This is a genomic window from Herpetosiphonaceae bacterium, assembly GCA_036374795.1.
Classification (GTDB): domain Bacteria; phylum Chloroflexota; class Chloroflexia; order Chloroflexales; family Kallotenuaceae; genus LB3-1.
Map to the genome: position 1 here is coordinate 51,102 of DASUTC010000264.1, position 20,375 is coordinate 71,476.

Consider the following 20,375-nt stretch of genomic DNA (forward strand, 5'->3'; position numbering starts at 1 on the left):
ATCCTTAGCCTCAGATAGCGCTTACTGCTCGTTAGCGGCAAGCACACGCCGATCGACGATCTGCCCGCCGCAAAAACGACTGAGCAACTGAGCCGTCTCGTCGACCGCGCGATCGATCGCCGATTGCGCCGCCTCGAAGCCGAAGATCGCAACGAGCACGCGCTGCGTCTCAGCCGTCACCATCGTACGCTGCGAGTCGGCGGTGGGGCTGCCGAAGATGCCCCGCTCATCGGCCAGCGCCAGCCGGTTGGTCGCATCGACCGCTTGCTTGCCGATCGGCTCGTACTGCTCGCCGTCCTCGCCACGGCGCACAACGGCGGCACCGACGATCTGCGCCAGATCGTAACAGCCGACCGCAAAGCCGTGCGCGAGCGAGATATAGTTGTTGATGTCGACAACGACATTGATCTGCGGCAGCGCCCGATGGCTCAGCACGCGCCGGAGCAGCGCCTCGTTGGCGGGCCGGTAATGCGTGGGATCGTCGCCGAGTGCGCGATAGGCCCGGCGCGTGGCGGCAACGTGCGGATGATCAGCGGCAACCTTGCCCTTCAGCTCGAAGCGCAGATGCTCGCACAGCTCCTCCAGCATGGACCACAGCCCGGCATCATGCGCCTGGACACGAAGCTGCTCCGCCTCGACCAGCCCCACCAGCAGCTTCGGCAGTAGTTGTTGCACATGCGGATCGAGCGTCACAACCACCATGTCGATCTAACCTCCAGCACGGATTGAATGTTGCTCCCCTCAGGATAGCACATGCTTGAACCGCTGGCGGAGAGTAGCTACGATCCCGCGCAGTTGAGCATCAGATCGACCGCCTCCGGCGTAGGTGTCACCACACGCTCGAAGATCCGCACATGTGGATGATCGTACCTGCGCAGCGCGGGATTGACCCAGCTATCATCCATGATCCACGGGCCGATGCGCGGCTGTGCGTCGAAGCCAGCGCGCGGCATGAAGCCGAGCCGCCCGCCGAAGAGCGCCTGGTAGTAGCAGGCCGCGACCGGATCGGCGGCGATGCGCTGCTCAAGGCCAAGATCGCCGCGATCGACCGCCAGCACCAGATAGTCGGCACGGGCCAGCGCCTCGACGTAGCGCGCGCGCGCCTGCGGATCAGCCCCAGTCATCGACGCGGGCAGCGCCGTCGTCGTGTAGAGATGAGCAGCGCCAATCGGTAAGCGCTCGGCTACAGAGGCATCGTGAAGCACCTGCTTGCCTGCGGGCGCATGCGCGATCAGCCAGCGGCTCGCGGCAATGCGCGGATCGGGCACGCGATAGACATTGATCAAGCCGAGCGATGTCGCCAGCACCAGGCAGAGGCCGGTGCCTGCCAGCAGGCGGACGGTGCGCTGTCCAAAACGATGCGGCAGACGCTCGCCGAACGATTGCAGCAGCCAGGCAGCCGTCAGACACAGCAGCGGCACAAGCAGAATCAGGCTCTCGACCGGCTCCGGGCTGCGCACGCCGACCGCGAAGTAGACGCCCAGGCTCCACAGCAGCGGCAGCCAGACGCGATAGCGCCGCTCGTGCAGGCTTTGCACCAGGCCAACGCCCCAGCCGACGACGCTCAACTGCATCAGCAGCGGGCCGAGGCTCCACAGCAGAACGTTGAAGAGCGCGTGGGCGTAGGCCTCGATCGCCGAAGGTAGCTGCCGACCGATCGCGGCCTTTGCATCGTCCGCAGGCTGCGGCAGCCCCGCCGATGCCGCAGCCGGTGTTCCAACCTCGCCAAAGGACCAGAGCAGCAGGCTGCCGCAGACGATCGCCAGCGCCGTCGCCGTGCCGAGCGCTGGCAGGCGGCGGCGCCGCTGGCGCATCACCAGATGCGCGACGATCGGCGCGATCAACAGGATGCCGCCCTGTGGACAGAGCGCCAGCACCGCGCCCGACCACAGACCACAGGCGATCGAGTCGCGCAAACGGCCCCAGAGCGCCGCGCTGGTGCTACTCAGCATCAGCAGCGCGACGAGCAGCGTCTCGAATAGGAGCGGCGTTGCAACATGGCTTTGCTGCACCAGCACGGGCGCGAACGCGACGTAGGCCACCGCCAGCAGCACCCAGCGCGGTCGCAGCAGTTGGCGGCCCAGGCGATAGACCACCACGATCAGCGCGCTGCCAAGCAGCATTGACCAGACGCGGCCCAGCAGCACCAGGCCCCAGGCATCGGCCCAGCCCGCGTTGCCGCTCACGCGCGCCGCCCGCTGCGCCGTCCACTCGATCATCCGATACAATGGCTCGGACGCGCTGCCCTGGACCAGCGCCTGCTCGTCGGGATGGAACAGGTAGCCGCTGCCCCAGCCAAGCGCATAGCCGCGCAGCGCAGTGCCGGCCAGGAGCAGCAGCACCAGCGTCGGATGCTGGCGCGCGCTCGGCAGCAGCCCGAGCCCGGCGATCGTCAGCGCGACGAGCGGCCCGAACAGCAGCAGCGCCGGAAGATCGTCTGAGGGCAGCGCCAGGTAGAGGCTCAGCAGCAGGATGCTCGGCACCAGCGCCCAATCGAACGGCAGGCGGCTGGTCAGGATGAGCAGCAGCGCGGGCACGAGTGCCAGCGCCAGCAGATTCGCCAGATCCAGCAGCGGCGGCCATCCGCCACGCCCGACGACCACGAGCCGATCGACGGCCAGGCCGCGCTCTGGCTGCCACGCGACAGCCGGTGTGGTTTGCAGGCGCAGCTCGACGCTGCCGCTGGTCGATGGCGGCGTCAACAGATGGTAGGTCCGCAGCTCAGGAGCAGTTGTTGCCACAGCCGTCACGCGATCGACGCCCAGCACGAGCGGCTGCGATGCGTCTCCGCGCAATGTCAGCGCCACCTGCTGCGTTCCGCGCCGGTCGGCAAGTGGCAGCCGCAGACGGGCATCGGGCATCGCCCAGCGCACAACCGCAGCGTCGTCGGCCTCTGCCGCCCAAAATCCGCTCAGGATCGCGCCCTCGGCCGGATCGCCGAGCTCGTGATATGCCGAACGCGCGGGCAGATAGCGCATCAGCAGCACTGCCAGGGCAGCGCCGAACACCAGGATGGCTGCGACGATCCGCCGCTTGATCAGCCGATGATCCATAGCCTGCTCCATCAAACGATCCGCCTCACGCAGAGCGGCAGATCCAAGCCTTGCTCTCTTCGCCAATGCCTGCTAACTGTCCACAGCCAGTGGGTAAGCCATCCGTTCGCGCTGTCGCCGAACACACGTAGGAAGCATCTGCCGCGCTTCATGCAAAACTGATGCCACCTTTGGTAAGATTGAGCCTTCAATATTGAACAAGCTTACTCGGATCGAAGCGATGGTTGCAGCATGACGACAGCACGGCCCAAGATCGAGCAGATCATCGACGATTCCCAGGCAGGAGCGCGGCTGGACTGGATCGTCGCGGAGCGCGCGGCGCTGACGCTGACGGCGGCGCACGAGCTGATCGAGCGCGGCGCGGTGTGGATCGACCGGCACCGGGTGCAGCAGCCGGATCTGCTGGTGGAGCGCGGCACGCAGCTTGTGATTCATTTTCCACCCGGCGGCGTGTACGACACGCTCACGATCACGCCTGAGGACATCGTATGGGAGGATCGCTGGCTGCTGGCGATCAATAAGCGGCCCGGCTGGCACGCGAACTACACGCCCTGGGATGTGTACGGCACGCTGCCGTATGCACTGGCGGCGTTTGTGAGCGCCCGCGATGAGCAGAGCGTGCCGCTGCATCTGGCGCACCAGCTTGACCGCGACACGTCGGGCGTGCTGCTGGTGAGCAAAGATCCGGCGATCAACCCGGCCTTACAGCAGCTTTTTCTGACCGGCGGCATGCACAAAACCTACCTGGCGCTGGCTACCGGCAGGATCGATGCGCAGACGTTCGAGGCCAGCACCGGCCACGGACGCGGCAAGAGCGGCCTGTTTCGCGTCTACCCGCTCGCCGATGTCGGGCTGAAGCTGCCGTACGGCTCGCAGCGCGTGCGCCTGATGCACACCCGCTTTGAGGTCATCGCCCGCGCCGATGCGGCCACGCTGGTGCGCGCGCTGCCGATCACCGGGCGAACGCATCAGATTCGGCTCCACCTGGCCCACCTGGGCTATCCGATCGTCGGCGATACGCGCTACGGCGGCGCGACGACCATCGAGGATCTCGCGATCCCGCACCATCTGCTGCACGCCGCGCAGCTTGGCTTTTGCCATCCCGTCACCAGAGCGCCGATCGAGCTGCGCGCGCCGCTGCCGCCCGCCTGGACCGCCGCGCTGGCACGGCTGGGCGTGCCAGCGCCTTAGCCGAAAACACCGGCCTGCCATCCGACAAGCCGGTGCTCGTGAGACGAAACGGTTAGCCGATGCGGAAGTCGACTTCCAGCCGTCCGAACTGAACGCGCGCGCCGTCGTGGAGCGGCGTCGGCGTATCGGGCGCGATCCGGTTGCCGTCCACGCGGGTGTAGTTCGTGCTGTCCAGGTCCGTCAATAGCCACTGCCCGTTCTGCTCGCGCAGGAGCGCATGGCGGCGGCTGACACCGCCAGCCTCGCCGCCGTGAGGCGTTAGATCCACATCGGGATGAATCCCGCTGATGGGATCGTCGCGTCCGATCACGATCTCCTTGCCGGTAGTCGGCAGGCTAAGCACGCCGCCATCGCGGGTGACGAAGCGCGGGCCGCTCGCCTGAGGCTGTGCGGCGCTCGGCGGTAGCTGGTTGGTGCCGCCCATGGCCGGGGCAACCGGCTGACTCGGCGCTGGCTGGCTCGGCGCCGCAGCCTGAGCGGATACCGGCGCGGGCGCTTCCGGTTGCTGCGGCTGTGCTACGGGCTGCTCGGCGGGCTGCTCGACGGGCGCGGCAGCCTGAAGCTGTGGCGCTTCCGGCGCGACAGGAACGACAGGCGCGCTGCCGGTCAGCGCTTGCAGATCGGACTCGGCCTGGGCCAGGATTTTGCGCGCCTCTTCCAGCCCTTGCAGGATCGCCGGGGGCGTCGCCGCCCCAAAGTTCGCCTGCATCTGCTCAAGCTGCCCGATCAACTGGCGCTGCGTCCGAATCACCTCTTCCAGGCGCTGGCGCTCGGCGCTGGCATCCGGCGCTGCGGGAGCGACAGGCGCTTCCGGCGCGGCGGGCACTGCGGCGGCATCGGCGGTTGTGCCAGCCTCCGGCGCTGCTGCCTCGACCGGCGCGGGCAGCACGATTGCCTCTGCGGGAGCGGCGGCGAGATCGGGCGCTTCGGGCGCTGTAAGCTCCGGCTGATCGACAGGAGCGTCGGACGGCCCGCCCTCGGCTGCGGCTGGCGCGTCGCCTTCCGTGATCTTCGCGCCGCAGTTATCGCAAAAGCGATTCTCGGCATCGTTCTCGGTGCCACACTGCGGGCACGCGATCGTCGCGGCGCTGGCGGTCGCGCCGGATGTACTCGCCGCTTCGACCGGCGCGCTGGTGGCCGCAGTTTCTTCTGTAGCAGCAGGCAGCGGCGGCGGTAGAGCCGCGCCACAATTATCGCAGAACGCCGTGCCCGGAACATTCTCCTGCCCGCAGATGGGACAAGTGCTGCTGGTCGCGCCGGAAGACGGGGCGGCCTGCGCTGCCGAGGGCGCGGCGCTCGCCTGCGATTCTTGCAGCGGCTCGCCGCACTGCTCACAGAAGCGATTTCCCTCATCGTTGACATGGCCGTTCGGACAGATAAGGGCCATTTGATCCTCCTTAAGGCTCCACTGAATGCCGCATTGTATTGCTATAAACTATGCGCATAATAGCATAGCGCGTCAATCGACCACGCACTATGACGCAAGAATCGGGCACCGGGTTGCGCAGACGGAGGAGCGGCGGCAGAGCCAACTCGCGCGAGGTGCCAGCGCTGCCAATCGCATAGGCACATGGAGCGGGATGGGCTGGACGAAGATGCACATGAGGAAGTTGGAGCGGATGCGCTAGACCTCAAGCCTGGTCGGCGGCTGTGTGGAGACGAGCGGCTGATGACGATCGGCGGCGATGATCACCACCGTAACATTGTCGCGACCGCCGCGCTGGTTTGCCAGCTCGACCAGGCGATCGCATGCCGCCTGCGGCGTGGGCGCGTCCGAGATCGTGCGGGCCACCTCGTAATCGGCGACATGCAGCGGCAGGCCATCCGAGCAGAGCACCAGACGCTCGCCCGTGCGCAGGTTACGCGCCGTCAGCTCAGGCTCGATCTGCGGCTCCTGTCCCAGGGTGCGGGCAAGCTGGTGCCGCTGTGGATGCGTCGTCGCATCGGCGTGTGAGATCGCGCCCCGCCCGATCAGCTCGGCCACAACTGTATGATCGGCGGTAAGCTGGATAATATGCGGCTTGCGCGCAGCGGGACGGACCATATACGCGCGGCAATCGCCGATATGCGCGATGCGCACCCGCCGCTCGTACAGCGCGCTGAGCAGTAAGGTCGTACCCATGCCGTTGAACTGCCGCCGCGTGTGCGAGCGCGCGTGGACCGCGTTGTTTGCGGTATGCAGCGCGTGGCAGAGCGCCTCTTGCCACTGGCCCTCGGAGCTGGGGACGATCTCTTGCAGCCGCGCCGCCAGCGTTTGCACCGCAGTGCCCACCGCCAGATGGCTGGCCTCGGCTCCGGCCTGAGCGCCCCCCATCCCGTCGGCGACGGCGGCGATCACGACCCGCCGCTTGTTGGGCAGCGTCATCTCGTGAACGACGCTGGTATCTTCGTTGAACCGGCGCTGCATGCCGATGTCACTGCGCTGTGCGTAGCTGATGGACAGGGGTATATGTTGAGCCATAACACTTCAAACGTAGCTATGTCTTATGTCGACGGTAGCTGATTATAGCACCTGCAATTTCTGTTCCGGCTCAGAAACGAATGATGTGTAACTGACGGAACCACACGCCTTATCTTATGCCATCTTGACACTTTTTTGACATCATCCGCAGGGCCGCGCGGCGGCAGCGCCGGATCGAACGGTGGTACTATACCAGACCTGAGCGGAAGGATAGAGCGGTGTCAAGCAAGCGAGCAATGCGGCAGTTCGACGAAACACCCCGGCCCGGCGGGCTCTACGAGCGGATCTATGCCTGCGTCGGGCAGGTGCCGCCCGGCTCCGTCACAACCTACGGCACCGTTGGCCGGATCGTCGGGTGTCAGGCGCGGGTGGTCGGCTATGCGCTGCATGTTTTGAGTTCGGCGGAGCGGCCCGATGTGCCCTGGCAGCGGGTGATCAACGCGCGCGGCGGCATCTCGACACATGGCAACGAGCAGCGGCGCTTGCTCGAATTGGAGGGCGTTGCCTTCGACGCCGATGGATGCGTCGATCTGGAGCGCTTTGGCTGGCACTTCGCGCCGGACGATCTGAGCGAGGCGTAAGGGAACGGACGCGATCGAGCGTGCGCGGCGCTACCAGCCAAGCATCTGCTCGGCGCGTCTGCGCCACTCGCTGGCAGGCGCGAGGTCGGCGGCGGCGATCAGATGCGCGCGACCGGCATCCTTTTCGCGATTCTCCCAGAGGGCAGCGCCCCGAAAGAAGTGCAGCGCGGGATCGTTCGGCGCGAGCGCAAGGCCGCGCTGTGCGGCCTCGGCAGCCTGCGGATACGAGCGGCAGTGGTAGAGCGTGCTCGCCAGGAGTTGCCAGGCGTAGGGCTCGTTGGCCGCGATCGTCGTCGCCTGACGCGCGGCAGTGACACCGGCATCGCACACGTTGTAGGTCAGGCTGAGATGCTGCTCCGCCAGAGCCAGCGCGTAGCGTCCGCGCACATCGGGACGGGCAATATCGCGGGCACGGCGGCGCTCGGCAACTGCTCGCGCATACTCGCGGCGGGCAACGAGCAGATCGGAGCGCACCAGCACAATCGCGGGATCGAGGGGGTTGCGCGCCTCGGCGGCATCCAGCGCGGCAGCGGCGGCGTCCAGCTCACCGGCATCGATCGCCACCGTCGCGAAAAGCGTCGCGATCGACGGCTCCTGCGGATAGCGCGCCACCAGCTCGCGCAGATGGCTGGTCGCGGCGGAGGTCTGGCCCAATTGCCAGCGGGCATAGGCGGCGTGCGCCTCGGCAAGCGGACGAGCGGGCGAGTCGAGCGGCACCTGCTCGAAAGCCGCCAGCGCGAGACGCGGCAGGTCCAGATCCAAAAGCTGCTGGCCGAGCAACTGAGCATGCTGCTCGCGCGGCAGAGCGAGGATCGCGCCAAGCTGCCGCGACTGTCGCACCATCTCCGCCGATGAGAGCGGCAGCAGCGGGCGCGATTCCGGGCGCGGCTCAGGCAGAGCGGCGGGAATTGCCTCCAGGTGATGGAGCGACTCGGCTGGCTGATCCAGCGCCAGCGCCAGCGCCAGACGCAGCCGCACCAGGCTTAGCCACGGCTCGTCGAGCGGAGCGGCAAGCGCGGGCGCGTAGCGCTCGATCGCGGTGGAGCGCTCTCCGGCGTGGAGCGCGTGCTCGGCGTGCAGCACCGTGGTGAGCGCCTGGTACGGCGAGCGCGGATCGACGGAGGACCACTCGGCCTGGGCGCGCGCCAGATCGTCGCGGAGCGCGGCGCACTGACCGGCGATCAGATGCGCCTGGGCGGCCTCGTCGCGGCGGATTGGCTTGCGCAGCGCGGCGGCAACCTGCACCTGGGCGTGGGGACAGTCGCCACGCAGCAACAAGATCGAGGCAAGGCGCACCTCGACCAGCGCGGGGGCGGACTCGGACGCCTGGATCGTCTGGTAGCGGCGCAGGGCCTCGGCGCTCCGTCCGGCGTGCCAGAGGCGCTCAACGGCGCGCAGCTCGGTCTGCTGCGGTTCGGGACGCAGCACCACGAAGCTCACGGCGGCGATCAGCAGCAGCGCGGGCACGTGCAGTAGTCTTAGCATAGCGGCAGATCGCTCTCTGGATCACACAACATACACGGCACTGTACCGGCTTTGTGCGCAGCCAGAAAGCCGCCGATTGCCCACCCAATCCTGATGTTGAGCAGCCATCTGTCAGCGATCGGGTAGTCCTGCGGCGGGCGGCAGCGCCTCGATCAGCCGGATCAGTCCAGAGATATGGCGCTCATGGCGCATCAGCCGCCAGCCATGCTGTGTGAGCAGCGCGGGAGTGTCGCGATTGGGATGGCAGCCGCCCGCGATCGTCGACCAGAGCGGCGTGATCGCGTTCAGCAGCGCGTCGGGCAGCGGGCGGTTAGTGCGGGTATGCTCAAGCTGCACCAGATGACCGCCGGGCCGCAGCACCCGCGCAACTTCGCGCAATGCCAGGGCCGGATCGGGGATCGAGCAAAAGACCAGCGCCGAGGTCACATAGTCGAAGCTGGCGTCGGGAAACGGGAGCCGCTGCGCATCGCCAAGCAGCACCCGCGCATCGCGGCTGCGGGCGCGCACATGAGCCCGCCGCGCCAGCGGCAGCTCGACATCGATGCCGGTCACGCGCGCCGCAGGATCGTACGCCCGCAGATTCAGCCCGGTCCCGACGCCCAGCTCCAGTATGTCGCCCGTGAGCGCGCCGAACAACTGCCGCCGCCAGTGGCCCAGCAAGCCTTGCTCGAACGGCTCGACGATTCGATCGTAGAGTGCCGGATGTTGCTCAACGCCACGCATGCCGCTCCTCCGTTTTCGATTTCCAAGTTCCAGGTTCAGCTCCTCACTCCCAGCTCTTTCCCCGAACCTCGACAGGCTTCTGCCTCAGTTGCGATAGGAGCGGGGGAGGAACCGTTGGGGGACACCCCCAACCTGACGGCACGTTACCCCTGCACCGTATGGCCTGCCATCACTAGCACCGCAATCGCGCGCTCCGTGGCCGCCGCTTTGACCAGCAGATAATCGGTGTCGAACGTGGATACCGCGAAGATGCTGATACCCGCCTGGGCCAGCGGCAGCACCAGCGCGGCCAGAACGCCGGTCAGGGCGAAGTCCAGCGGCCCTGCCACTTTGAGGCAGCGCCAATCGCGCTCGCATGTCGTGCCGTCCGGCACAACCTCCTGCGCACAGACGATCGATAGCTCGTCGGGCGTGCGCGTGATCGAGAAGAAGTGCGATTGCAGCGCCCAATCCGGCAGCGGCGCATCGTGTGCCAGGCGGCAGACGGCCAGTGTGTGGTTGTGCAGTGTGAGTGTCAGCTTTGGTGCATTCATACGCTCATCCTGATGCAGAGTCTAACAACTATCTTCGGAAAGCAGCACATCAGAATTCCGCATCAGAAAGGGGATGTTTGGGGACGCCCCCGCTGGGATACCATGCCAGGTGCCCTCGTGGCATGGTATCCGGTATGGCATACAGCCTGACGGTACGCTAGCTCAGCGGCATCTCGACAACTTTGGATGGATTATGAACATCCAGCCAGGCGTCGGCCTGAGCGATCAGCCACGCGCCAAAGGTGTTGAGTATCTCCAGCACCGTATCGCGGTCGGCAGAAGGCTCGATCGCCAGATCCAGTACCCGGCGCATGCTGCCTGCCTGATCCGGGTAGTGCCGGGCGAACAGCTCGTAGCAGGGCTTGAGATCGCGGGTAAAGACCCGCTCCTGCGCCATCACCAGGGAGCAGCCGGTCCGCAAAGTATTTTTCATGATGCGGCGACACCGATACAGCACATTCCGTGCCGAACCATCTGTGTGCAGCGCGGCGATGGCCTCGGCGATGTCGGGCCGGATCTGGCTGATGTCGTTGTTGGCGACGACGACATCCGGCTTGAAGCGGGGCAGGCACGGCGCGAGATCGTCGCCCCAGACGCAGGCGCTCTGCGTTTTGAGCAGAAAGCTCATTTCGGAAAAGCGATCGGACACCAGCGCCTCATCGTAGGGCCAGATCTCCAACTGCACATCCGAGACGCACCGATGCTCTGCGGCGATTCGCGCGCCCTCGGCTTTGAGCCAGGATGCGTCGACCGTCGCGGGATCGCCCAGCGTGACGGCGAAGCAATCCAGATCGGACACGCCCTGCACAGCCTGACCACGGGGCACCGTGCCGCGCACATAGACGCCGTGCAACCGCGCGCCCAGATGCGCGCGGTACGCGCGCACGGCTGCATCGACCGCCGCGCGATACAGCGGCTCGATCTTGTCTACGCTCGCATCGTTGACGATGTAACCGTCGCCGTCGATCGGCCATAGCCCACCGATGTCCAGCAAGGGTACGGGCATGCTATCTCCTCGTCACGCGACCGGCGCGTCCGGTACGCGCCAGTAGACGCCGTGATCGCGCTGCATCAGCCGGTTCATAATCAGCTCGCGGCGCAATGTAGCACAGTCCGGGTGGTGGCGCTTGATCACCTCGTTGACCTCGCGCTCAGGATAGCGCACGCCCGGCTGGAACTGGCTGACCAGCCATCTGAGGATCACCAGACGTTTCTTCTGGCTGGCCGGGATCTCTTTCAGCCGCGTGCCCTCCACAAAGCTGCCAAGCACCTTGCGCTCCCAGGCGTCGTACGCGACATCGCTCGGCGGCGCGGCGATCTGCTCGAAGGTAAACAGCTTTTGGGTCATGCCTTGCAGCGCCTCGCCGTCCAGCCAGTAGATGTGCGTGTTGCCCTCGGCGCGCATGCCTACCAGACCAATCTCTTTGAGCTTCGCCAGGTGATGCGAGACGGTCGGCTCCTTGAGCTTGAGCAGCGCCGCCAGCTCGCCGACGCTGCACTCCTGGTTTGCCAGTATACCAAGGATTTTCAGGCGGCTTTCATGGGCCAGCACTTTCAGCAGATGCAGCGGCGTGCTTACGTCTTGAACTTCCATACTGCGCTCCTATTTCGATTAGTATCTAATTAGAAGTATATCGAAATAGAGCTTGCGACACAACCCCGACGTAAGGCCAAGATCGCTGCAATCTGTGGTTAAAAATAGCCTTGCATCAGCCGCTCGATCCACTCCTGCACAAGGCATCGGCAACACGGTCGAAGGCGGGCACGTAGGGCTTGATGTCCAGCACGGGCGTGCCGTCGATCGCATCCAGGCCGCGCACGCTCAGCACCGGGCCAGCCACGCCGACTATCTCAACGGCGGTCATGCCGATGGGGTTGGGACGACGCCTGGCGCGCTGGGAGAAGATCCCGACAGCGGGCATATCGGCGCGTCCGCGTGGTCGGTGGACAAGGTCGGTCGTCGCGCCGAACGAGGACTGATGCATAAAAAACACGACGATAATATGCGAAAAATCGGCGAGTCCTTGCAGCCCAGGCGCGAATGCCGCTGCGAGATGAATCTCCGAGACGACATCGTCCCAGTTTTCGTCCACGCCCTCGGTTATCGGCGAGCGGACGCTGCCGATCGGTTCGAGCTTGAGCATCGTGGACTCCTTTGGATGAGCTAACGCGCATTGCTGGCAGCCGAGGAAATAAATATCCCGCGCGCTATCGTACTTTAGAGCGGCGGGAAGCGGCAAGTCGACACACGGGAGCGCCATAGCATCCCATTTGGCAGCGGCCCAGGCGTCGAGTATGATAGCCCGCTGATGACACCGCTCCAAAGTTGGATTGAGGAATGTTGAGGATAGAACCTATTTTGCCATCACCAAAGCGCTGGCTGGCGCTCACCCTGAGTATGCTTCTGACGCTCTCGATCAGCGCGTGTACCACTGAGTCGCCGCCCGCTGTGCAGCCGCAGCCAACGCCGATCCCGGCCACAGCCGCGCCGCCGGAAGCGACAGTGAGCGCCCTGCCAACGAGCACCCCATCCGTCACGCCGACCGCCGCAGCCAGCAGCACGACAACGACGCTGATCACGGATACGATCGCGCTCGCGCCGCTCCAGCCGCTCCAACGCAAGGAGATCGTCGATCGTCCGCTGCGCAACGTCCGCGCGCTGACCGACGGCACGGTCAAATACAAAACCGCGCTCTGGAGTCCGGGCGCGGAGTGGATCGCCGCCGTGCCGCAGGATGGCCCCGGCATGGATGCGATCGACACGCGCAGCGGCGAGGTCCGCCCGATCGTCACCGATACCTTTGTGCTGGAGCCGCTCTGGGCCGATGCCGACACCCTGCTGGTGCATCAAACGGCTCCGGACGGCGATCAGTTGACGCGCTTCATCCTGGCCGAGGAAGCTGTCAGGCAGGAGCCGCTGATCACCAACGCGCCCTCGATCCGAGCGGTCGGCGCGGGCGGTAGCAGCATCACGTTTGCCACGGCGCAGGGCCAGCTTCAGATCTTGCAGCAGAGCATGGTGCAACACCATTCGCTGCCGCTCGCCGCGCTTGTCACCGCACCCGCGCCAGAGCCGCAGGATAGCCCGATCATCGCGGTGAATCCACTGGTGGCAAATCTCGAAGCGGTGCAGACAGTGCTGCTGCGAATCGACGGCGATCGAGCGACGAGCACGCCGCTGAGCAATGCGGGCGAAGGGCTATGGCTGCCCCGCTGGTCGCCTGACGGCGCGAAGCTGGCGCTGACCAGCATCGAAGGGCGGATTGTGAGCAGCAGCAGCGACGGCGCGAGACGCTTCGACCTCGGCCCCGGCGACCAGCCATCGTGGTCGCCCGATGGCACGCGGCTGGCTTACGCCGGAACAAGCGCCGGGCTTGAGTTCATATCGCGCGACATCCATGTGACCGACTGGCGGGGCGCTGAGCCACGGGCGCGGCTGACGGAGGCCAACGAGGAGCAGTTTTTCACGTCGCCTTCGTGGTCGCCCGACGGCACGCGGATCGCCTTCGTGGAGATCGACGACGGCAAGATCTACGTCGGCGACGTACCGTAGGGGAGGGAAGAACCAAGAACCAAACGGAGAACAAAGCACAAAGGGAGCACCAAGAACCGGAAACTTGAAACTTGGAACTCGGAACAAGGAGGATTCATGCAGACCAGAACGCTCTACGCAACCGATAGCGCGATCCGCGAGTGCGCGGCGACGGTGCTGGCCGTGCAAGGCAACGAGGTGGCGCTGGACGAGACGGCTTTCTATCCCGGCGGCGGCGGTCAGCCCCACGATACGGGCACGCTCGAAGCCGACGGCCAGGTCTGGAAGGTGATATCCGTGCGCAAAGACGATCAGTATGTCTGGCATACGCTCGAAGGCGAGAACATGCCGAGCGTCGGGCAGCGCGTGCGGGCCAGGCTCGACTGGGATCGGCGCTACCTGCTGATGCGCATCCACAGCGCGCTGCACGTGCTCAGCGCCGTAGCGTACCGCGATTATGGCGCGAGCGTCACGGGCGGCAATATGACGCCCGGCGAGGGCCACCTCGACTTCGAGATCCAGAACTTCACGCCGGAGCTGGCCCAGGAGATGATCGGCAAAGCCAACCAGGAGATCGAGCGGAATCGCCCGGTCAGGGTCTATTTTCTGCCGCGCGACGAGGCCTTCAAGCTGCCCGATCTGATCCGCACCAAGACGAACCTTGTGCCGGAGGGCGTGGCAGAGGTTCGGATCGTCGAGATCGAGGAGCTGGACCGCCAGGCCGACGGCGGTACGCACGTCGGCAACACCAGCGAGATCGGACCCGTGACGCTGGTCAAGACCCGCTCCAAGGGCGCGACCAATAAGCGGATCGTGATCGGCATCCAGCCATAGCGGCGCTGAGTGCAAGCGCGGCTGCGGTACAATAGCACTATGGAACAGACACAAACACCTGTTGTTCGCTGCCCATGCTGCGGCGAAACGTTCACCCTCACCGACGATCTGTACGTCGGACCAACGCCGCCAGCGCAGGCCGCGCCAGCCGAGCCGACGCCAGCGGTGAGCTACCCGCCGGGAGCGAGCCCGATCGTGCTGATCTTCGACGGCGGCAGCATTGGCAATCCGGGCGACGGCTACGGCTCGTACCAGTTGACCGTCGAGGGTCGCGTCGAGGCGCCCAGGCGGCTTGAGTTCGGCCCCAACTACACCAACAACGAGGCCGAGTACGACACGCTGATCGCCGCGCTGGAGCAAGTGCTGCTGCGCTCCAGAGATCCACGGGCGGTCTATCTCGACATTCGCGGCGACTCGCAGCTCGTGATCAAGCAGATCACCGGCCAGTGGAAGATCAAAGAGCCACGGATGCAGCAGCGCGCGGCGCACGTCCACCATCTGCTCAGGCAGGTTGGCGGCTGGCGCGCAACCTGGCACGGTCGCGCCAACAGCGTCGAGGCGCTTGGACACTAGCCGCACCGACACGAAGTGAGCTTATGCCACGTTTTCCACTGCTCGATCAGATCGCCCTGCCTGTGACGTTCGAGAGCTACATGCCGGGAAATCTGCATCCAGACGGGCGGCGCTATCTGCCGCTCCTGATCTTCAAGCTCGCCAGCGGCGTATCGATCGGCGTGGTGGACCGGCACCATCTGGTCGAGCCGCACCTGGCGGGACGCGCGGGCGTCGCCCGGCTGGTCTTTCTGCTTTCGAGCGTCGAGCTACAGCCGCCGGGGATGACCAGACAGGGCATCTTCGCGGAGTCGTTCAGCCGCAGCGGCATGACCACCACGCCTGAGGCGTACGGGCGGATCGTCGCCGTGCCGAGCTGGGAGGTGCAGCAGGGCCATCTGCCCTACGACTCGCTCTACACCGAGCTGGTGCTGGATACCGGCGACGGCACGATCGGCGTGCGCACGCATGTCACCGCCGACGATCTGGCCGCCAGACTGGGCAAGGCGCAGCTCGCGGTCGGCGACTGGATCGGCGTCTCACGGTCGCGCGTCGATGTGCTGGGCTTCGATGTTGCCAACTAACGGGAAGGATATTGCTCATGGCCGATAAGATTCATGATCCGACGCATCGGGTCGGAGCGTTCGCGATCATTCGCGATGCCGATGGACGGGTGCTGATCTCGCGGCGCGTCGATAGCGGCTGGTTCAACCTGCCCGGCGGCGGCGTCGAGCCGCACGAGTCGGCGACGGAAGGGCTGGTGCGCGAGGTGCGCGAAGAAACAGGGCTGGAGGTCGCGGCGGGGCGGCTGGTTGGGCTGTACTCGAAGCCGCAGAAGCATGAGATGGTGCTGACGTTCGAGGCGCGCGTTGTGGGCGGCACGCTTCAGCCCTCGGAGGAGGCCGATCATCACGAGTGGGTCACGCCCGACGAGCTGACGCAGCGGCAGATCCTACCCAAGCATCTTGAGCGCATTCAGGATGCGCTGCGCGACGAGCCGGGGGCGATCGTCAAGGATCAGCGGCAGCCGTCGCTGCGGGCACGGGAGGCCGAGGAGATCGGCGGGATGTAGCGGGGCATACTCCAAGCGCAAAGCGCAAAGTTCCAAGCTCTCCTTTGTTCCCTTGCGCGCTTGTTCCTTTGTTCGTTCGTTTGGCTCTTAGCTCTTCGTTTTCGGTTCGATATATGCTTCCAGCCGCGTCTGCAAAAAGCGCTGCACGTGCTCCAGCACCGCCGATGAGTCACAGTCGTCGAGCAGCGCGTGGCCGGAGCGCTCGAACCAGACCAGATGCTTATCGGTGGACTTGACGCGATCGTAGACGATCTGCGACGCCTGGGGCCGAATCACGCGGTCGCGGCGCGAGTGAGCCACAAAGATCGGCGCGGTGATCCGTGGCAGCATCCGCTCGACGCGGCGGGTGGCGTAGTAGAACGAGCAGAACGCATCGACGGCCAGCCGATGGTAGCTGTCGTCGCCGACGGCCAGCGTGGGATCGCTGTAGGCCACGGCCTTGCCCATCGGCACGTAGGGCATCCAGCCCCGCGCCATCCACGCGATCGGCGCGAGCGGATGGGCGATGCGCACTGCGGGCGCGAGCGCGACGATCGCCGCGATGTGTTCGGGCCGCTCCGCCGCCGAGGCCAGCGCCAGCAGACCACCCATCGAAAAGCCCATCAGCACCACCTTCTCGACGCGCTGCTCCAGACGCTCGCGGGCGGTGGCGACATCCGCGACCCAGTGCTGCCAGCGCGTGCCGCGCAGATCGCGGTAGTGCCCGCCATGCCCGCGCAGCAGCGGCGTTTCGGCGACGATCCCTGCCTGGTGCGCAAGCTGGCGCAGCGGCTCGACCGCCCGATGATCCGATGTGAAGCCATGCACGATCACCGCGCCGACCCGCTGGCGCGCGGCTGTGTGTGGCTCTCGACCGTGGGATAGGTGCTGTGGTGTGGCGCGTACAGTCATAGCTCGCTCTCGTTCTGAACAACATTGTCGCGTGGGCGGCGACGACCAACCGGGGAGCCGCACCCTAGCCCGCCGTACTCGTCTCTTTCAAAAGACCGTACGATGATTTGAGGCGCTGAGGATTATTCAACACCAAACAAATTATTATGTCAATAGACAAATGTCCTGAGTATCCGCGACAGAGGATCAGTTCCTCTGCTTCGCGCTCCCCGGAACATTCCCCGCTCTCCGAGCACAACTGCGCCGCGCAGGCCCGACGGTCATCGACTACAGGCGATCGTCTGCTATTCGTTCAGGAGGCGTTCTGGTCATGGGCCTGCCTTTGCAAGGTTTGCGCCACGAGACACCCATAGCTCGAAAGATGCGAAGAATTGGCGGGATGATGCTTCGACCAGGCGCGAATAGGCCGTACAATAGAGGCACGTCTCGAAAGAACAAAGAACAAACCGAGAACCAAGAATCGAGAACCCGACGCTCCCCTTCTCCTGTGCCGAAGGCGACACGAGAGGGCGGGCGCCAGACCGGGTGCCCTTATGGCACCCGGCGTGGTACCCCGGCATGGCACCCGGCGCAGGGCTGGAGGATGAGGGCCTGAAACTTGAAACGCGAAACTCGAACGCAGAATCGTGTACACTGTTTCCCAAACCTGCGCCTTGATTTTGCACTAGCATGTGGAATGATATGCAGATACATTATTCGCTCGAACAGAGCCGCATCGCCGAGCCGACGGTGCTGACCATTGGCAAGTTCAACGGCATGCACCTCGGTCACACCTACCTGCTCGATCAGGTCATCGAGCGCGCGGGGCAGCTTGGGGCACAGAGCGCAGCGGCCACCTTCGATCCACACCCGACGCTGGTGCTCCAGCCACAGCACGAGCGCGTCTATCTCGCGCCGCAGGATGAGCGATTGCAGCGGCTGTCGGGCACCAACCTCGACCATCTGATCGTGCTGCACTTCGATCACGGTCTGGCAAGCCTGACCGCCGAGCAGTTCATGAGCCTGATCTGCGCTCGGATCAACCTGCGCGAGCTATGGGTCGGGCCGGATTTTCGGCTGGGCTACCGCGCGCAGGGCACGATCGAGGTGCTGGCGGAGATCGGCCAGCGGCTTGGATACAGCATCCATCCAGTCGTGCCGCTGCGAGTCGACGATAGGCCGATCAGCGCAACCTGGATTCGCGAGCTGCTGCATGCGGGCCGTGTCGCCGAGGTGCCGCCCCTGCTGGGCCGGTCCTTCACACTCGCGGGCATCGTCGTCAAGGGCGATCAGCGCGGACGGACGATCGGCTTTCCGACCGCCAACATCGCCGTCGGCAGCCACGATGTCTTACCCGCCGACGGCGTGTATGCCTGCCGCGCCACACTGCCCGATGGAACGGAGCACAACGCTGTCACCAACGTCGGCGTGCGCCCGACCTTTGGCGTGCTGAACCGGACCGTCGAGGCGCATCTGCTCGATTGGAGCGGCGATCTTTACGATCAGACATTGCACGTAGCTTTTCTGGAGCGGCTGCGCGGTGAGCAAAAGTTTAGCGGCATCGACGAGCTAAAAGCACAGATCGCGCGAGATGCCGCGCGGGCACGCGAGGTGCTGGCCCGATGCTGATCGCCGCCCTGCTGCTGCTCAGCTTGGTCTTTGTAGCGATTGTCGTGCGCGATCTGCGCAGCGCCAGCCGCGTGCCGCTGCTTGAGCCGCAGCCGCAGCCGCCCGCGTGCCTGCCGACGCTGACGGTGATCATTCCGGCGCGCGACGAGGCCGATCGGATCGAGCGCTGTCTGGCGGGACTGGCCGCGCAAAAGCTGCCGCAGATCGACATCATCGTGCTCGACGACAACTCGACCGATGGCACGGCGGAGATCGCGGGATCGTTCGCCGGACAACTGCCGGGGCTGCGCGTGCTGCACGGCGCTCCCCTACCGGCTGGCTGGGCCGGAAAATGCTGGGCCTGCTGGCAGGCGGCGCAGGCCAGCGATAGCGCGTGGCTGCTCTTTCTCGACGCCGATACCGCGCCGCTGCCGGGCATGATCGCCACGCTGATCGACTACGCCACCGCGCAGCACATCGATCTGCTGACGCTACTGCCGCTGCTGGAGCTGGGAAGTACCTGGGAGCGCATCCTGATGCCGCCGTTCGTCGGCCTGATCCAGGCGGTCTATCCGCTCGACCGCGTCAACGATCCGCGCTCGCCGCTGGCGCTGGCGAACGGGCAATGTATCCTCGTGCGGCGAGCAGCTTATCTGGCCGTCGATGGGCACCGCGCCGTCCACGACTCGGTGCTGGAAGATGTGCGGCTGGCGCAGGCGTTCAAGCAGGCAGGCTATCGCATCCAGGCGGTGGGCGGCCCCAACCTGATGCGGGTGCGCATGTACACGCGCTTCGGCGAGGTGGCGGAAGGCTTGCGCAAAAACGCCATCGCGGGCTTTCGTGCGGGCGGCAACTGGCGCTCGGCCTGGGGTGGGTTTCGGCAGGCGCTGCTGGCCTTTGGGCCTTTGGTCCTGCTCGGCGCTGGTCTGGCCCTGGCGCTCCAAAGCTACGAAGAGGCCACCGCGATCGTGATCTGCGGCCTGGCCTTGCTCGTGCTGACCCTCGGCTACTGGGGCTATGTCGTCCGCCGCCTGCATCGCCTGCAACCGCTCTGGGCGCTTCTGTACCCACTGGGAACCCTGTGCTACTTCGGGCTGGCCGCGCAGGCATTTTGGAGCATTGCGCGCGGTCAGGGCGTTACCTGGAAGGGCCGATCCTACCGCAGCTAGTGCGGTGTCAGAACCAAGAACCGAGAACCGGGCGCCACGCAGGTGCCATGCCGGGCGCTCTCTGGGCATGGCCCCCGGCGCACCAGGAACCAGAAACTTGGAACTTGAAACTTGGAACCAATGTTCCCCGAACATGCTTTTTGATTCTGAGCTAGTACCCTGGTTTTAAAAGACATAGTACTTCTAACCAAAAGGTTTAGGACTTTTCATTTAATACCTTTGTACTACAATAAGTCGTACTGTGGTTGCGAGTAATTACTGTCAAAAGTAATGGGTAAATTCATCACCCGCAACCACAAGCACACCACCAAAATCTCTGGTCGCATCGAAGCCGGCATCACCGCGCATTCAAGAGAGCAAACATCCTATGGTGACAACCGTTCAACTCATCATGGCCGGAGTCCTCTTCCTCATCGGCGTGATCATGATCGGCAGCGGTCTTTTCATCATCCTTGCCCGGGAATATCAGGAAACGATGCGGCTCTTATCGGCGCAGGCACCCAAGCTCACAGGCAAGGCCGCAACGGAAGGCACCGTTCTCGCGGCGCTGGACGGCACGACACGTCTGCTGGACGCGGTGACACGGCTGATCCAAACTGCTGTCGGTGTTGGCGCATTTTTGTGTATCCTTGGTCTTCTGATCTGCGGCACAGCGTTCTACATGGCAAGCCTGGCAGCGTAGCCACGCAGCTACGCAGCTACGTAGCCACG

At 65.3% G+C, this 20,375-nt stretch carries 21 protein-coding genes; 10 read left to right on the forward strand and 11 right to left on the reverse strand.

Translation table 11 applies throughout. The annotated features are described in order from the left end of the window. Window positions 1–21 precede the first annotated feature (21 nt). Window positions 22–702 (reverse strand): phenylalanine--tRNA ligase beta subunit-related protein, encoded by a 681-nt coding sequence (locus tag VFZ66_19785; protein ID HEX6291435.1) that lies wholly within the window; start codon window positions 700–702, stop codon window positions 22–24. Between the two features lie 77 nt (window positions 703–779). Continuing rightward, the gene (locus VFZ66_19790; GenBank protein ID HEX6291436.1) at window positions 780–3,053 is read right to left on the reverse strand and encodes a glycosyltransferase family 39 protein; all 2,274 of its coding nucleotides are present in this window, start codon (window positions 3,051–3,053) and stop codon (window positions 780–782) included. A gap of 231 nt (window positions 3,054–3,284) precedes the next feature. Here VFZ66_19790 and VFZ66_19795 point away from each other — a divergent pair, with 231 nt between their 5' ends. Beyond that, window positions 3,285–4,244: an RluA family pseudouridine synthase gene (locus tag VFZ66_19795; GenBank protein HEX6291437.1), complete on the forward strand. Its 960-nt coding sequence runs from the start codon at window positions 3,285–3,287 to the stop codon at window positions 4,242–4,244. Window positions 4,245–4,296: 52 nt separating this feature from the next. Here the strand turns inward: VFZ66_19795 and VFZ66_19800 are convergent, their stop codons facing one another. Together VFZ66_19800 and VFZ66_19805 are read right to left on the reverse strand one after the other, a co-directional pair. Continuing rightward, on the reverse strand, window positions 4,297–5,631 hold the full coding sequence (locus VFZ66_19800; protein HEX6291438.1) for a zinc ribbon domain-containing protein: 1,335 nt from the start codon (window positions 5,629–5,631) through the stop codon (window positions 4,297–4,299). 237 nt (window positions 5,632–5,868) lie between these two features. Beyond that, window positions 5,869–6,705, reverse strand: a complete 837-nt coding sequence (locus tag VFZ66_19805) for a protein phosphatase 2C domain-containing protein (protein HEX6291439.1) — start codon at window positions 6,703–6,705, stop codon at window positions 5,869–5,871. Window positions 6,706–6,923: 218 nt separating this feature from the next. On the opposite strand from VFZ66_19805, the gene VFZ66_19810 reads away from it, so the two are divergent. Next, on the forward strand, window positions 6,924–7,286 hold the full coding sequence (locus VFZ66_19810; protein HEX6291440.1) for an MGMT family protein: 363 nt from the start codon (window positions 6,924–6,926) through the stop codon (window positions 7,284–7,286). 30 nt (window positions 7,287–7,316) lie between these two features. Here VFZ66_19810 and VFZ66_19815 read toward each other — a convergent pair whose 3' ends face one another. The 6 genes from VFZ66_19815 to tsaA all read right to left on the reverse strand — a co-directional run bounded on the left by VFZ66_19815 (window position 7,317) and on the right by tsaA (window position 12,171). Then, window positions 7,317–8,771 carry a hypothetical protein gene (locus VFZ66_19815; protein ID HEX6291441.1) on the reverse strand — a complete coding sequence of 485 codons (1,455 nt, stop codon included), beginning with the start codon at window positions 8,769–8,771 and terminating at the stop codon, window positions 7,317–7,319. A 111-nt stretch (window positions 8,772–8,882) separates the two neighbouring features. Further along, a complete protein-coding gene (locus tag VFZ66_19820) occupies window positions 8,883–9,494 on the reverse strand; it encodes a methyltransferase domain-containing protein (GenBank protein ID HEX6291442.1) in 612 nt (203 codons plus the stop codon). Window positions 9,495–9,637: 143 nt separating this feature from the next. Beyond that, window positions 9,638–10,027 carry an ACT domain-containing protein gene (locus VFZ66_19825; GenBank protein HEX6291443.1) on the reverse strand — a complete coding sequence of 130 codons (390 nt, stop codon included), beginning with the start codon at window positions 10,025–10,027 and terminating at the stop codon, window positions 9,638–9,640. Window positions 10,028–10,184: 157 nt separating this feature from the next. Next, window positions 10,185–11,033 (reverse strand): hypothetical protein, encoded by an 849-nt coding sequence (locus tag VFZ66_19830; GenBank protein ID HEX6291444.1) that lies wholly within the window; start codon window positions 11,031–11,033, stop codon window positions 10,185–10,187. Between the two features lie 12 nt (window positions 11,034–11,045). Further along, a complete protein-coding gene (locus VFZ66_19835; GenBank protein ID HEX6291445.1) occupies window positions 11,046–11,621 on the reverse strand; it encodes a metalloregulator ArsR/SmtB family transcription factor in 576 nt (191 codons plus the stop codon). Between the two features lie 115 nt (window positions 11,622–11,736). Further along, on the reverse strand, window positions 11,737–12,171 hold the full coding sequence (gene tsaA, locus VFZ66_19840; GenBank protein ID HEX6291446.1) for a tRNA (N6-threonylcarbamoyladenosine(37)-N6)-methyltransferase TrmO: 435 nt from the start codon (window positions 12,169–12,171) through the stop codon (window positions 11,737–11,739). Window positions 12,172–12,386: 215 nt separating this feature from the next. On the opposite strand from tsaA, the gene VFZ66_19845 reads away from it, so the two are divergent. From VFZ66_19845 to VFZ66_19865, 5 genes are all read left to right on the forward strand, one after another. Further along, a complete protein-coding gene (locus VFZ66_19845; protein ID HEX6291447.1) occupies window positions 12,387–13,580 on the forward strand; it encodes a hypothetical protein in 1,194 nt (397 codons plus the stop codon). 96 nt (window positions 13,581–13,676) lie between these two features. Next, on the forward strand, window positions 13,677–14,393 hold the full coding sequence (locus VFZ66_19850; GenBank protein HEX6291448.1) for an alanyl-tRNA editing protein: 717 nt from the start codon (window positions 13,677–13,679) through the stop codon (window positions 14,391–14,393). Window positions 14,394–14,432: 39 nt separating this feature from the next. Then, window positions 14,433–14,966 carry a ribonuclease HI family protein gene (locus VFZ66_19855; protein HEX6291449.1) on the forward strand — a complete coding sequence of 178 codons (534 nt, stop codon included), beginning with the start codon at window positions 14,433–14,435 and terminating at the stop codon, window positions 14,964–14,966. Window positions 14,967–14,989: 23 nt separating this feature from the next. After that, on the forward strand, window positions 14,990–15,529 hold the full coding sequence (locus VFZ66_19860; GenBank protein HEX6291450.1) for a hypothetical protein: 540 nt from the start codon (window positions 14,990–14,992) through the stop codon (window positions 15,527–15,529). A gap of 17 nt (window positions 15,530–15,546) precedes the next feature. Beyond that, complete coding sequence (locus VFZ66_19865; protein HEX6291451.1) at window positions 15,547–16,017, forward strand: NUDIX domain-containing protein; 471 nt, start codon at window positions 15,547–15,549, stop codon at window positions 16,015–16,017. 87 nt (window positions 16,018–16,104) lie between these two features. Here the strand turns inward: VFZ66_19865 and VFZ66_19870 are convergent, their stop codons facing one another. Then, complete coding sequence (locus tag VFZ66_19870) at window positions 16,105–16,908, reverse strand: alpha/beta fold hydrolase (GenBank protein HEX6291452.1); 804 nt, start codon at window positions 16,906–16,908, stop codon at window positions 16,105–16,107. 681 nt (window positions 16,909–17,589) lie between these two features. On the opposite strand from VFZ66_19870, the gene VFZ66_19875 reads away from it, so the two are divergent. From VFZ66_19875 to VFZ66_19885, 3 genes are all read left to right on the forward strand, one after another. Beyond that, the gene (locus tag VFZ66_19875; protein ID HEX6291453.1) at window positions 17,590–18,516 is read left to right on the forward strand and encodes a bifunctional riboflavin kinase/FAD synthetase; all 927 of its coding nucleotides are present in this window, start codon (window positions 17,590–17,592) and stop codon (window positions 18,514–18,516) included. Then, window positions 18,510–19,664, forward strand: a complete 1,155-nt coding sequence (locus tag VFZ66_19880; GenBank protein HEX6291454.1) for a glycosyltransferase family 2 protein — start codon at window positions 18,510–18,512, stop codon at window positions 19,662–19,664. Before VFZ66_19875 ends, VFZ66_19880 begins: the two co-directional genes overlap by 7 nt. Before the next feature lie 367 nt (window positions 19,665–20,031). Continuing rightward, window positions 20,032–20,346 carry a hypothetical protein gene (locus VFZ66_19885; protein HEX6291455.1) on the forward strand — a complete coding sequence of 105 codons (315 nt, stop codon included), beginning with the start codon at window positions 20,032–20,034 and terminating at the stop codon, window positions 20,344–20,346. Window positions 20,347–20,375: the final 29 nt, after the last annotated feature.